Source organism: Exiguobacterium sp. s78 (assembly GCF_018618985.1).
Lineage (GTDB): Bacteria > Bacillota > Bacilli > Exiguobacteriales > Exiguobacteriaceae > Exiguobacterium_A > Exiguobacterium_A abrahamii.
Genome location: NZ_JACSNB010000002.1, coordinates 240,113 through 253,546, shown reverse-complemented (window position 1 = coordinate 253,546; position 13,434 = coordinate 240,113). Strand labels below are relative to the sequence as shown.

General features: G+C 44.5%; 12 protein-coding genes. 3 read left to right on the top strand and 9 right to left on the bottom strand.

Annotated features, from left to right (window positions below; genetic code table 11):
• Positions 1–24: 24 nt before the first annotated feature.
• Entirely contained in the window at positions 25–468 is a 444-nt protein-coding gene (locus KNQ18_RS12705; RefSeq protein ID WP_029343331.1) for a MarR family transcriptional regulator, read from the bottom strand.
• A 128-nt stretch (positions 469–596) separates the two neighbouring features.
• On the opposite strand from KNQ18_RS12705, the gene KNQ18_RS12700 reads away from it, so the two are divergent.
• The gene (locus KNQ18_RS12700) at positions 597–794 is read left to right on the top strand and encodes a hypothetical protein (protein WP_023466956.1); all 198 of its coding nucleotides are present in this window, start codon (positions 597–599) and stop codon (positions 792–794) included.
• Between the two features lie 40 nt (positions 795–834).
• Here KNQ18_RS12700 and KNQ18_RS12695 read toward each other — a convergent pair whose 3' ends face one another.
• The 3 genes from KNQ18_RS12695 to KNQ18_RS12685 form a co-directional block, all read right to left on the bottom strand.
• Positions 835–1,284 carry a universal stress protein gene (locus tag KNQ18_RS12695; protein WP_023466954.1) on the bottom strand — a complete coding sequence of 150 codons (450 nt, stop codon included), beginning with the start codon at positions 1,282–1,284 and terminating at the stop codon, positions 835–837.
• A 28-nt stretch (positions 1,285–1,312) separates the two neighbouring features.
• The gene (locus tag KNQ18_RS12690; protein ID WP_050678937.1) at positions 1,313–1,762 is read right to left on the bottom strand and encodes a general stress protein; all 450 of its coding nucleotides are present in this window, start codon (positions 1,760–1,762) and stop codon (positions 1,313–1,315) included.
• A 64-nt stretch (positions 1,763–1,826) separates the two neighbouring features.
• A complete protein-coding gene (locus KNQ18_RS12685; RefSeq protein ID WP_064300587.1) occupies positions 1,827–2,561 on the bottom strand; it encodes a hypothetical protein in 735 nt (244 codons plus the stop codon).
• Positions 2,562–2,684: 123 nt separating this feature from the next.
• Here KNQ18_RS12685 and KNQ18_RS12680 point away from each other — a divergent pair, with 123 nt between their 5' ends.
• Positions 2,685–3,323, top strand: a complete 639-nt coding sequence (locus KNQ18_RS12680) for a FusB/FusC family EF-G-binding protein (protein WP_029343324.1) — start codon at positions 2,685–2,687, stop codon at positions 3,321–3,323.
• 78 nt (positions 3,324–3,401) lie between these two features.
• Here the strand turns inward: KNQ18_RS12680 and KNQ18_RS12675 are convergent, their stop codons facing one another.
• From KNQ18_RS12675 to msrB, 4 genes are all read right to left on the bottom strand, one after another.
• Entirely contained in the window at positions 3,402–4,940 is a 1,539-nt protein-coding gene (locus KNQ18_RS12675) for a GGDEF domain-containing protein (protein WP_064300585.1), read from the bottom strand.
• Positions 4,941–5,138: 198 nt separating this feature from the next.
• Positions 5,139–7,709: a HAMP domain-containing sensor histidine kinase gene (locus tag KNQ18_RS12670; RefSeq protein WP_082874248.1), complete on the bottom strand. Its 2,571-nt coding sequence runs from the start codon at positions 7,707–7,709 to the stop codon at positions 5,139–5,141.
• Positions 7,710–7,854: 145 nt separating this feature from the next.
• Positions 7,855–10,752 (bottom strand): S8 family peptidase, encoded by a 2,898-nt coding sequence (locus tag KNQ18_RS12665; protein WP_215085068.1) that lies wholly within the window; start codon positions 10,750–10,752, stop codon positions 7,855–7,857.
• Between the two features lie 144 nt (positions 10,753–10,896).
• Entirely contained in the window at positions 10,897–11,997 is a 1,101-nt protein-coding gene (gene msrB, locus KNQ18_RS12660) for a peptide-methionine (R)-S-oxide reductase MsrB (RefSeq protein ID WP_215085066.1), read from the bottom strand.
• A 186-nt stretch (positions 11,998–12,183) separates the two neighbouring features.
• On the opposite strand from msrB, the gene KNQ18_RS12655 reads away from it, so the two are divergent.
• On the top strand, positions 12,184–12,570 hold the full coding sequence (locus KNQ18_RS12655) for a DUF302 domain-containing protein (protein WP_064300582.1): 387 nt from the start codon (positions 12,184–12,186) through the stop codon (positions 12,568–12,570).
• A gap of 64 nt (positions 12,571–12,634) precedes the next feature.
• Here the strand turns inward: KNQ18_RS12655 and KNQ18_RS12650 are convergent, their stop codons facing one another.
• A complete protein-coding gene (locus tag KNQ18_RS12650) occupies positions 12,635–13,411 on the bottom strand; it encodes a sulfite exporter TauE/SafE family protein (protein WP_214772119.1) in 777 nt (258 codons plus the stop codon).
• Between the last annotated feature and the right edge of the window lie 23 nt (positions 13,412–13,434).

Below are 13,434 nucleotides of genomic sequence, written 5' to 3'. Positions count from 1 at the left end.
TCTCCTCTTCCTTCGATTCTGTCTTTAGTCGTTCAACTGCAAAATCTCTTTGATCTTCTTAAAGGTTTCGATGAACTGGATGATTTCTTCTTCCTCGACCTTTCCTTCAATCAAATTTTCAAGATACGTATAGATTTCTTGCTCCGCTTCAGTTGCCACTAACCGACCTGATTCCGTCAGTGAGATATACTTCGTCCGGTGGTCGTCTTCTCGTCGTTCGACGATGACGAGACCTTTTTCCGTCAACTTTTTCAGCCGATTCGATATGGCACTTTTGTGAACACCCTGCACTGCCGCGAGACGCCCAGACGAAATCGGTCCATATTTTCCGACGAGCTTCAACACATGAAGTTGTTCCGGTGAATACATTTGCCAAACGGGTGCTTCGACCGACTTCAACACGCGTTCTGTTCCGTGGATCATGACTTCTTCAAACAGGAGGACTGCTTCACGTAAATTGTCTTTCATTTTTAGTTTACCCCCTAAACTTATGAAGTTAGTTTAGCCCCTCAACTAGAAGTTTGTCAACTCTAAACTGTCACAACTTACCGATGCAGAACATGACCAATTTCTGTATGATAAAGGAAGAGAGGAGCATGCTTATGTTGACTTTGTTTTGGATTGCGTTAGTTATCTGTCTAGTAGGTCTTGTCTTTACGTTACGGATTGCCAAGCAACCAGCAGAAGAAAAGTATGACCACAAAACTTCGGCCAAAAACATGTCTTGGATGTATTTCATTTTTCTTCCGATCATTTTGATTTTATTAGGCATCTTCTATTATTTTTTAACATGACATAAAACAGCACACATCAACCGATGTGTGCTGTTTTATATCACTTCAAGGTTTTCGGACGGACGATATAGATATCGCATTTTGCATAACGGGAGATGTTTTCAGAGACACTCCCGATCATGATGCGTTCCATCGCATTCATCCCGACCGCCCCACAGACGATCAACCCAGCACCGACACGTGGTGCGATGACCTTCGGAATCAATGTTTTTGGAGAGCCATTTTCGATGACCAGTTCAACTGTCTCGACGCCTGCTTCTCGTGCCCGCTTCTCGTAACGATCGAGCAGTCCTTGTGCATATTCCGTGACGTTTTGATCAATGAAACGCTTATTGGCACGTACATTAGCAAATGTCTGAATATCGATGACATGGGCGATGACGAGTTTGGCATGATCGAGTTTGGCGAATTTCACTGCCTTTTCAAAGGCAAGATCTGCCGTCTTTGATCCATCGACTGCCACTAAAATCGTATGATACTGGCTCTCCATCAAGAATCATCCTTTCTGCACGACTCTCTTACAGCATCCGGTCATTTTCATTTTCGAGGGCGCGGTTTTCGTGATCGAGTTTTCGTTCTGCCTCGATCCCTTCTGGTTCTGTCTCCAAAATACTTTTTGGTTCCGGTGCAGGACGTGCTGCACCTGCTTCGTCTGCTAACAGGACATACTCACCTTGCTGGACACGTAAGACATGTTGACGAATATCCGACTCCGGTAATCCGAGTTCCGTGAAGGCGGTTTGAATTTCCTCAGCCGAAGCCGGTTTGCCTGTAAATCGCTCAAATAGTGTCCGTTTACCAGAGACGAGTTGCGCTGCTGATTGCCCGCGTAACATCGCCATATCGGTTTTGTCTTGCAACACGACATACAAATCTTCTTCTAGATAACCAGCAAAATGTAGATCCTCAATTTTTCGAATCAAATCCGTCTCATTTTGATAGACACCAATCCATTGTTTTTTTCCCATGACACACGTCTCCCCCTTTTATAGCAACTATATGAGATATACCCCAAATTCATCTAAAACATGACTAGGATGAAGAAGACTTCGGCGATTGCTGTCGAAAAAGACGTTGCCGTTTATAGAAGACGTAATAGCACAAGAGTAAAACACATACGATTCCGACCCCTGTTACGATTTGTTGCAAAAGAAAGAGGCGATCGTTAAAGTACAATCCAATCAAATACCAGACGAGCGCGAGACCGAATACCCAATCGGAATGAATGACGACAAACAATAGTCCTCCGATAATCGCTACGATGAGTGCAATCGTACTCCATTGCTGTTCGGAAAGACCAAATAGCGAAGTGAACTGAAAATCCGATAAGATCCGAAATGGTAAAATTAACAGCATCGTGCTCATCCAGGCAAGTAATACTGAAAATGGGGAGCGCATCCAAGGCGAGCGCCGAGGATGATACTGAATTTTCATATAGACTAAACAAAGACTGATGAATGAAATCGTAGTCCAGACGAGTTCCCAAGGTGGTCCGGTCATACTACTGACGCCAAGTGTCAGGAGCGATAACGCGAGCCATCCCCCGATGTCTTCAATCAGTTCTCGATCCGCTGGAAAAGCTCGGACCGGTCGAATACACCAAATTAACAACGTCGTGAACACGACACCTGTAATCGCATCAAAAAAAGGTGCTGGAACAAGAGGCAACGCAGGAAGGGTGACCGGATTTGACCAAACGACGCGCGCTAGCAATGCAAAGAGGAATGCTCCTATATTCATGAGGCGTAAAAATGTTAAATACTGCACGTCCCTCTTCACCTCCTCGTTCATTCTGTTATTCAATTCCCCTTGCAAGAGGCAGAAAAACAAAAATGTCGCTTTGTTCTGTTGCCAAATTCCGGTACGATGAAAAGAAAAGGAGGAACGCGAATGGACGCATTTTTATTGCCCTATCAATACAACTTCATTCGGAATCAAGTCGACCTGCTGCAACATCAATTCGCTGCCGTTCATGATCCCGATGTTCGTGATGCTGTCCGGTATAGTGCTGCTGAAAAAATATTCGATCTATTGCCCGTACTTACACCAGAACAGGAAGCGCTGTTGACGAACATTCGTGACGCTGAATCCGAACAAGATCTCCTCGCGTATTTAGCACACGTCGAACCATTCGTCCAACCGTTTCCGAGCATTTCTGAATCACGGATCCGTCAGCTCTTCAAAAAAACGAAAAAGTTACATGTTCCACCACTTCACTCCTTTGAATGGGCTCACACGACGTTTTTAAGCTGGAACGATACCGGAAATCGAAAAAAATACTTCGTCTATCCTTTGGACGATCAATGGATCGGCGTCGAGGGAACCTATCTGCCATCGATCCAAAAAGGGATTTGTGCGATTTGCCATACGTATAGTGACATCACACTCGTAACTGCAACGACACGTCGTTCAGCTGAACAGCATCAGACGATTGGTCATCATATGTGTATCGACAGCGATGCATGTAATCAAGCTGTGACGAATCCAGAAGTCATTGAAACGTTCTTAGCACGCACGCAAAAGAAATGATAGGCATCAAAAAAACACGTTCGTATGACTGATCCGATGAGGTTCAGTATACGAGCGTGTTTTTGCATGTGACGGCGTTCAGGTGTTCGTTATCGCTGGATCATGTAAGCAAAATTGATTCTTCCCGCGACGTTTTGCCTCATACATCGCTAGGTCTGCTTGCTCGATCAAGTCTGATCGAGAGGCTGCATGCGCAGGATAGATCGCTCCACCAATGCTCGCTGTTACGGGAAGTGGAATGATGCCATGGTGAAACGGCTGTTGGAACAAGGAAACGAGATGTTCTCCACACTGCACCACTTCTGCTTCTTGTTCAACGTCAAACAATAAGACGACGAACTCATCTCCGCCTTGTCTTGAAATGACTGTATTGGGCGGCAGTTTCTTTTGTAAGCGTGTCGTGACATCGACGATGAGTTGATCTCCGACGCGATGACCGTACGTATCGTTAATCTCTTTGAAGTGATCGATATCGATAAAGAATAATCCGACTTGTCCTTCACTCGCTTCCGCCCGGTACAAGGCATCTTGGAACAGTCGCGCAAACAGATACCGATTCGGTAACCCTGTTAAGGCATCGTGGTATGCCATGTGCCGCATCTCCTCCATGGCAGTTGCTAATGCTTCCGTTCGCTCTTCCACCTTCGCTTCGAGATTTTCGCGCAACCGTTGATTGTCAACGACAATCCGGATTTGACGGGAAATCAACAACGGTATGGCAATCATCAGACCAATCGTCAAACCGTTCCAACTAATCGTTTGCCGTGCCATCGTCACGAATAGAATCAATAAGAATAAGTAAGGAGTGATCAAACGTAAGACATCGATCCATCTCCGTGTGACGTCAAGAGGAACGAGCGCTTCTTCAGCGTCAAAGCGATATGCGGCAAGCCCGACGATCATGACAGTCGCTAACCATAACGGATCGAGCCAACTCGAAGGAAATGGATAATCAAATCGTTCTAGGACGACGTATAGGAGGTCGGCAAGTAATTGAAAATGAAATGCGAGTAGAATCAATAATAACGATCCGCCATTACCACGTTTCATCAAACCAAAGAATAAGACAATCATTCCGCCGAGCAACAATAAATCACCGATCGGATAACGAAGCCATAAAAGCGTTTCGATCGTCAGCAAGGCATTTGCTTCTAAATAGGGTGTCACTAAGTAGTGCCACGAGAGCGATCCAGCAACGACTAAAATGATGAACTCATCGAACAAAAAGACGCGTAAATTGACTTCTTGCCGTCGATTGCGAAGGAAATAACCGAAAGCAATGATATAGATCAAAATTTGAAAGCTGAAGATCAAGTCGATCCAATCAAACGGTTCTGTTCGCGTCCATTCTCGGAGGAAGTATAGAAGTTGTCCACATTCGCCGATACCAAGCATCGCATTAGCGAATAATAATAGAAGAAATAAGCGGTAAGTAAAAGGGCGTCTTGTATGGCGTCGTTGTGCCCGCCAAATCAAATAGAGGGAGATGGTTACGCCACCGATCGTGAACAGACTGTTGACGACTTGTCCGATTACCGTATCCGTGCCTACATACGTCACCCAGACGATATGAAACAGCAACCAGCCCATAACGACTCCTAACCATCTCTGATACATGACGATTCCCCCTTTCCTTTTTTAACCATAGTTCGTTTGTCCTATAGGTATATCGGTTCAGGATTGCTGTTTATTCACTCTTTTTTTATTTTATTAAAATCTTTTTTTCGCACGATTACTCATTTTAAAAACAACCAAAAACCGTGTTCACACCTAAGCGGTCTGAACACGGTTTAACTGGAACGTATCACGTTTTCTTTAACTAGAACGTCGATTCTTTTCTGTCGACTCAATGGATTCACTTAGACTGAGCGGTAACACGATGATGAATCGACTACCTTTGCCGACTTCAGATTCGACATGGATGATGCCTTCGTGTTCTTTGACGATTTCCTTACAAATCGATAAACCGAGTCCCGTTCCACCGATTCGACGTGTATCCGAGTTATCGACACGATAGAATTTATCAAACAAGTGAGCAAAGGCATGATGCGGAATCCCAATTCCTTCATCCTTCACTTCAATGATGGCTTGATCGTCTTTCGTATCAATCCAGACATCTATGCGCCCACCATCTGGAGAATACTTGATCGCATTGTTGATCAAGTTACTCATTAATTGTTTAATCCGGTCTTCATCTCCTAAAATGAATGGACGATCCGGGCTGAGCAACTGCAAATGGAGATCGTGCTGTTCACTTGAAGCGTCATACAAGGACATCACTTGTTCAGTTAGGGTAAACAAATCGAGATGTGCCATTTGGTACAACTGTCCACCTGACTGCATTCGCTGAACGTCTAAGAAGTCCGTGACGAGGTTCGATAACCGTTCCGTCTCGTTATGGATCGTCGCTAGATATTTCTGCTGTTTTGAGTCATCGATCTTTCGATTCAGCATCAACTCTGTAAAACCATAAATAGATGAGAGTGGTGTTCGTAACTCATGCGATACGGTCGAGACGAGTTCTGTTTTGAGACGATCGGCTTCTGTTTCCCGGGTAATATCCCGTAAGACGAGGATGATTCCCTTCCATCCTCCGACAACATCAATACGTTCCGCGTAGACTTCGAGATGAGCGGTGTTGTTTCGAATATCAAATCGGACCTTGTCCGGTGAAATCTCACCGGAACGAATCAAATCTAGATACGTATTAAAGGCTTCGACGTCATCCACCAACTGACGCATTACATTGATGACGTACTCACTCGACGGTAACGTTCGATCTACCGTAAATTCCGATTGTAGTTCTGGAATCAACTCAAACAACGGACGGTTGACGTATAATTCTCCATTTCCATCCTCAAGATAAATGATTGCTTCTCGGATTGAGTCCAACACTTGCTCGGTCTTTTCTTTTTCTTGACGCATCCCTTCGTAAGAACGCGTTCGTAGGAGCGATAACGTCATCTGTTGCGCGAACTCGCGAATATCCGTTAACTGCTGTCCTTTATAGGCAGATTTATAACGAACCAGATAGATGGCTGCAATCAATTCATGCGTTTCTGGATCTTCGATAGGAATCGTCACTTCATACGTGCTAAATGAATATGGATAGTCTTTTTGACGCGTCACCCGTTTTTCCGATTGGACGAATTCCATTTCCCGAACCGATCGATTGATGACGGACATCTCATCTTTCAAAAGAACTTTTAAATAATCCATCGTCATCCCATTCGTCGTCGCACCCATGAACTGTCCTTCTTCATAGAGCAATAGGGCACCGTACTCCGAAGAGGTGATATCGATCATCTTTTGAACGATTGCCGGGTACGATTCGACGGTTTCACGAACAGCGAGCGCCTCGGTCAATTCGCTACGCAATCGGAGCTTTTCCTCATTCTTTTTCGTTGTTTGATACGCTTCTTCGAGTTCTTCTTGTTGCGCTTGCAGTTCTTCTTGTTGCGCGAGCAACTCTTCACTTTGCGCCTGCAACTCTTCGTTTTTGCCTTGCATCGCATCCGTATGGGCATTTGTCGTCACGACCATTCGATTAAAGGCTGCGCGCAACAATCCGATTTCGTCTGGTCGCTGCTCGGCAGCTTTATCAATCTTAATCGGTTCTTTCCGAGCGAGCTTCTGATTATCATCGATTAAGCGTAGTAATTGTCGTGTCATCCGGCGAAGGAACGGATGCACGAATAGGAGGATGAAGGCGATGAGCACAACAATACTGGAGATCCAAATCCATTGTGATTTTGCGACCTCACTTCGTAATTCTCCGACAGCCGTTTCTTGTTGTTGGCTGAGATTCGTCCGGTATTCCTCAAGTGCTGCAGATGCTTTTTCAATATCTGGCGTAATATCAATCGAACCATCGGCAGTTGGCTTTAATCGCCCTTGATCAACAAGACGCTCGGCAATCGGCAAAGAAAACAGACTATCCCCCTGTAAGAAGTCCTCATTGATCCGATTCGCCTTTTTTTCATTGACGTAAGACTGGGTCAACGGGAACAAGGCATCATAGTATAACTCATATAAATTCGTCATTTGCGCTGCGAATTCTTCTTCTTCATCTGTTTTTGCGTTTCGCATGAACCAATCCGTCTCACTTTTGATATCTGTTCGGAGCGCCTGAATCTCATCAAACCGTTCTTGGTTACCAAAAATGACGAATCCTCGCAATCCAAACTGGACGGTTTGCCAATTGTCCCACAAATCATTGGCCCGGCGATTTTGTTCACTGATCGTCTCGAGATTCTGTTTTGATGTTTCGATTCGTCCTTCCATATAGTCATAGACAAAGAACGAAGTAATCGATACTACGATCAGTACCGCATAAAAAACAGTCAGCAACTGCCGACCGATTCGTCGCCGAATCCAATTCACCATGAATTTATCCTCCTCATCATTCATCGAATGATGCTTTTTCATTTGTTTCTTTAAATATAATAGAAACGCTTTCGAAGCAACAGCTAGGATATACAAAAAAAGACCTTTTCTCGGAATGTACCCGAAAAAAGGTCTTTTTATCCGCTTATTTTTTTGCTTTCTTCACTGTCACAGAAGTCACAGGGCTCACTTGACCACGCGTATTCTTAACGTAGACGGAAAGCTTCGCTTTTGCTTTTTGCTTCGGAATTTTGACAGAATAGTTGCCTTTTGTAGAAACTGTTCCTTTTCCGATGACTTTTTTCTTCGCATCTTTTACATAAACACTCAATTTCTTTTCAGCTGTCCCGGTTACTTTCGTTTGTCCGGCATAGACTGATTTCACTTTGGGTGCTGTTGGTGCTGGTAGGACTTTTACGATCGTCGGTTTACTTGTGCGTTTGGCAATATCCGTCACTGTGACGATCAAGCTTGAACCACCGACTTGTTTTGGTAATTTCGCACTGAAATGACCTTTTGCATCAACTTTTGCTGTGGCGATTTTCTTTTGTTTCGCATCTTTGACAGTAATCGTACCGCCAGCGAGAGCTGTACCTGTCATTTTTGTCGCACCAGCAAGAACCGGTTTGACCTTCGGTGCTTTTGGTGCTTTTCCAGGAAGGACTTCTGTCCGTTCCGACGTGACGTCTAGTCCATTCGCATAGCGAACCGTCAAGACCGTCTTTTGGTTTTGACGCGGAATCTTGACGCTGTATTTTCCTGCTTGAGCCGTTGTCGTAGCTAACTTTTTATTCGTCGTCGTTTCTTTACCATTCTTATCTTTCGTTACGAGTGCTGCCCACACTTCAACTTTCGTTCCTGTCTTGACTGTTCCAGAGACAAACAATTGGTTATCATAGACGTCATTGACATTCCCGTCCAAATTCAACTGAGAGATCGCGCGTGGAATACTGACTTTTCCGTATCCAGAGACTGGGCTGACGTAAGCTGGGAATTCAGGTTCCATCTTCTCCCCATCTTCATCTTCTTCAAAGTCGAACCAGTCGTTTGGATTTTCAAACGCAAGTGGCTCTGCACTCTTACGCAAGATCTGTTCGATTTGTGTTGGTGTCAGTTTCGGGTTCAGTGACTTCAAGATACCTGCTACTGCTGCAACATGTGGCGAAGCCATACTTGTTCCATCCATATACACCGTGTTACCGTCTGGAATCAAACTAGCGACTTTTGATCCTGGTGCCACGACGTCAAGTCCAACACCATAGTTCGAATAATCAGCAACCATTCCGAGTGGATTCGTCGCTCCGACAGAAATCGCGTATTCCGAGTTCGCTGGGTAACCGACCATCATGTCATAGTCGTTTCCTGAAGCGGCAACAACTGTTACACCTTTTTTAGCTGCATATTCCATCATATACGCCATCGTCCGGCTCTCACCACCACCAAGACTCATGTTGATGACTTTGGCGCCATGATCGACTGCATATTTAATCCCGAGTGCGATCGCGTCTGTTTCTCCTTCGCCGTTTGCATTCAAGACTTTAACCGGTAGGATTTGTGCTGATTGATGAATCCCTTGGATCCCGTAATCGTTGTTCATCGTTGCTGCGATAACGCCCGCTACATGTGTTCCGTGACCGTTATCATCGATCGCATCCCCGTCTCCATTAACAGAAACGTAGTTCTTTTCATTTGCGATATCAACTTTTCCTTGTAAGTCCTTTAAGCGATAATCGACACCTGTATCGATGACTGCAATCTTCACAGGCGCTAACTTCTTCGAACCGAAACGTTGTTGGAACGCTTCAAAACCGATTCCAACGTTATCAAATTGCTCAAAGACAGTCTTTTTGTTGACGGCCCATTGATAATCAAAGTTGATGTCCTTCGTTGCGCGGTACGTCTGAACTTTTTCAACATACTCGACAGCTGACGAACGGTTGAGTGATTGTTTTAACGCGGTTGCCGATTGTCCTTTGACAGTCGGATCTTCTGTTACGATGACGAAGTCTCCTGCATTACCAAGAGATAAACGTTCCACGTCCGTTGCCTGAACACCCGCAATCTTCATCGAACGATTCATTTTACCTGGCTTTAATTTGACGATATAACGTGTTGCTTCTTTTGATTGAATGTTCATTCCCAGTGACTGGAATGTTTCGCTTAATTTGCTTCCACTTAATTTAGAGACATCCATTTTGTTGGCATATCCATCAATCTCTTCCGCAATCACAGCAGGAGATGCGTCACGTGATAATTTGTAGAGACGATCGACAGCTTGTTGATCGGCTTTCGTCAACGTGTACGATGTTCCACGTACGAGTGATTCCATCGCTGGCTTCAATGTTTTTAAATCTTCATATGCTTGTTGACGCTTCTCTTTATTGAATAAAAGCGTTTTGACGACGTAAGGAGACGCTTTGTAGTAAAGCGATGTCAAAGCACGTCCTGCATCCGATTGGCTCAACACTTGCTTTTGGATCGAGTGCATGAGTGCAAGCATCGGCTTTTCTTCTTTTGTTTGCTTGAGTGCTTCTTCTGCCATACAGCTGATGTCATTGATCGGCTCATACTCGACAGGTAGTTTGACATTGTTATACGTCAATTTGACATGAGCGGCTTTCGTCGTCTTACCTTCTTCGATGTTCGGGTAATATTCGACTTTGACATAATACGGTCCATCCCATGCATATGGAACAGCTAATTTCGTCAGATTTTTTTCATCTGGCTCCGCTTCTGTCCGGTAACGATCAAACGTATCGTCTTCCGCAGCCATCGCTTCACTCGGATACGCTGTTACTTGAACAGGTTGATCCGTATCGATCGATAGTTCGAAGTGAGACGCGTTCTTCTCTACACCCGCTTCATGATTGACGCGGTACCAATATGTATTTTTTTCTTCCGTTCCCGTTTCAAGCGTCGTCTCTTGTCCTACTTTCAAGAGCGTTGCTTTAGCAAGGGCTGTTTCCGCCTTTGCTGTCGTAGGTCCTACTCCAAGCGTCAAAATCAGACAGCTCAGCATGACCCAAATCATCAGTTTCTTCACACATGTTCCTCCTTCAAGATGGATGTACTTTATCTTGATTATAAACAGGATATGGATAAAATGGATATTTATTTTATGGATGTATCTTACAATTTTGAAAGGAAAGGCATCCTATGCATATGAGCATCGGATGCCTTTTAATGATTATTTAAAATCTGCTAGATATTCACCGTATCCTTCTTGTTTCAAGTCCTCTTTCGGAATAAAACGTAAAGCGGCTGAGTTCATACAATACCGAAGCCCCGTTGGCTCTGGACCATCCGAGAAGACATGTCCAAGATGGGCATTTCCATGTCGACTCCGGACTTCCATCCGTTTCATGCCGATTGAAAAATCACTTTTCTCAATGATATTACCTGACTCAAGTGGTTTCGTGAAACTTGGCCATCCTGTCTTCGAATCATATTTATCGTTTGATGAAAACAATGGTTCGCCAGAAATCAGATCGACATAGATACCGTCTGCTTTCAAATCGTGATACGGATTATCAAACGCCGGCTCCGTCCCATCTTCTTGTGTCACCTTGTACTGGATGTCGGTTAATTTCTTTTTGATTTCTGCGTCTGATAATTTTGGATAGGTTGGAAGATCAAGTTTGGGTTGATCGTTCCAGTAACGGTTGATGAAGTCGTCGCGTCCAGAAGCTGCTCGATAAAATTTATATTTCTTCTCACTCTTCAAATAGTAGTCTTGATGATACGCTTCCGCTTCATAAAAAGGACCTGCCGCAATCAACAGTGTGACGATGTTATCATCGAAAACTTGTTGTTTCTCTAAATCTTGTTTCGATTGCGCTGCGATTTCTTTTTGTTTCTCATTCGTATAGAAAATCGCCGTCGTATAAGACTCACCACGGTCGACGAATTGACCATCTGCATCCGTCGGATCAATCTGGCGCCAGTAGACATCCAACAATTGCTTGTACGAGATGACGTTCGGATCAAATGTGATCAATACAGCTTCCCGATGACCTGTCGTCTCCGCTGACACTTGGTTATACGTCGGATTTTCAACATCACCGCCTGTATAACCAGAAATGACGGACTTGACTCCTTTTAACTCTTCGAACGGGGGTTCCATACACCAGAAGCATCCGCCAGCTAAAATCGCTGTTTCTTCCGGTTGATAACTTAATTCCTTACTGCCGCTTGATTTTGCCTGCTGTTGCTGGAACACGAAGTATCCCCCGACCATGATGACGATGAGACCGATGACTGATACAATCGTCCACATTCGTTTCTTCATCTCCCTTCGCCTCCTTTATTTAGCTTACGTCGCATGACGTCTATTGGATGTTCTTTTATTTAACTGTACCGCGCTCATGCCGTCTTGTCGTAGCATGTGCTCAAACAGAGCACATTGGACCTTCCGGATTAAAGAAGTTCAATCAGGGAATAGACTATATATCAAAAAACACCAGGAGGGGTATTTATGTTTGATTACACTGTAACGTCACATCACGATTTGGATCACGTCATGTCTCAACTGAAGCAAGCTCTCTCAGAGGCATCGTTCGGTGTCTTATGGGAGTTTGATTTAGCAAACAAATTCGAAGAAAAAGAGCTCTCTTTTAATGAAAGTTATCATATTTTAGAGGTATGCCAACCCAAAGAGGCGCACCGCGTCGTTTCTCATGACTTACGGGCCGGTTACTTTCTTCCATGTAAAATCGTCGTCTATACCGAAAAAGGACAAACGAAAGTCGGAATGCCAAAACCAACTGCCTTGATGGACTTAGCAGACGAGGCAGCACTTCAAACTGTCGCCAAAGAAGTCGAACATACGTTACGACACGTAATCGATCAAGCTACACAATAACAAAACGCTCTACCTGTACATTGTTTCGTAAAGGAAACATCATACAAGTAGAGCGTTCTTTCGTTCACAGGATGTCGATCCAAATCTTAACGGCTGTCGCTAAAATCAGGACAGCAAGAATGACTTGGAGAATCTTCGTGTTCATCTTCTTCCCGGCGATTGCGCCAAGTGGTGCTGCAATTAAACTAGCAACGACCATGATTGCCGCAGGACCCCAGTCGACTTGTCCGGTCGTGATTTTACCAACCGTTGCGCCGATCGACGAAATGAACGTGATCGCTAATGACGAAGCAATCGTCATCCGTGTCGGGATTTTCAAGAGGACGAGCATAATCGGGACGAGTAAAAAGGCACCTGCCGCACCGACGATTCCGGCTCCGACACCTACGATGAATGCCGATACCGCCGCAATAGTTTTGTTGAACTGGACCTGATCAAGTGGAATGTCGTCGATTCCCTTTTTCGGAACGAACATCATGATCGCTGCCGTTAACGCAAGAACACCATAGACGATGTTGATTGTGTCTTCAGCCAGGATATTTGAACCATACGCACCGATGAAGCTACCGATTAAAATCGATCCCCCCATGTAGACGATCAATGATTTATTCAAATAACCGCCTTTTCGGTAAGCCCAGACGCCACCAATCGTCGCAAAAAAGACTTGAATCGCACTGATTCCAGCAACCTCATGGGCAGAAAATGCTGCAAAGCCGAGTAGCGGCGGGATATACAATAACATCGGATATTTAATGATTGAACCGCCAATTCCTAACATTCCTGAAATGTAGGATCCGACAAATCCGATTAAGAAAATCGTCACGATAAAACCGAATTCCATCGTTTATCACTCCTTAAAAAAGA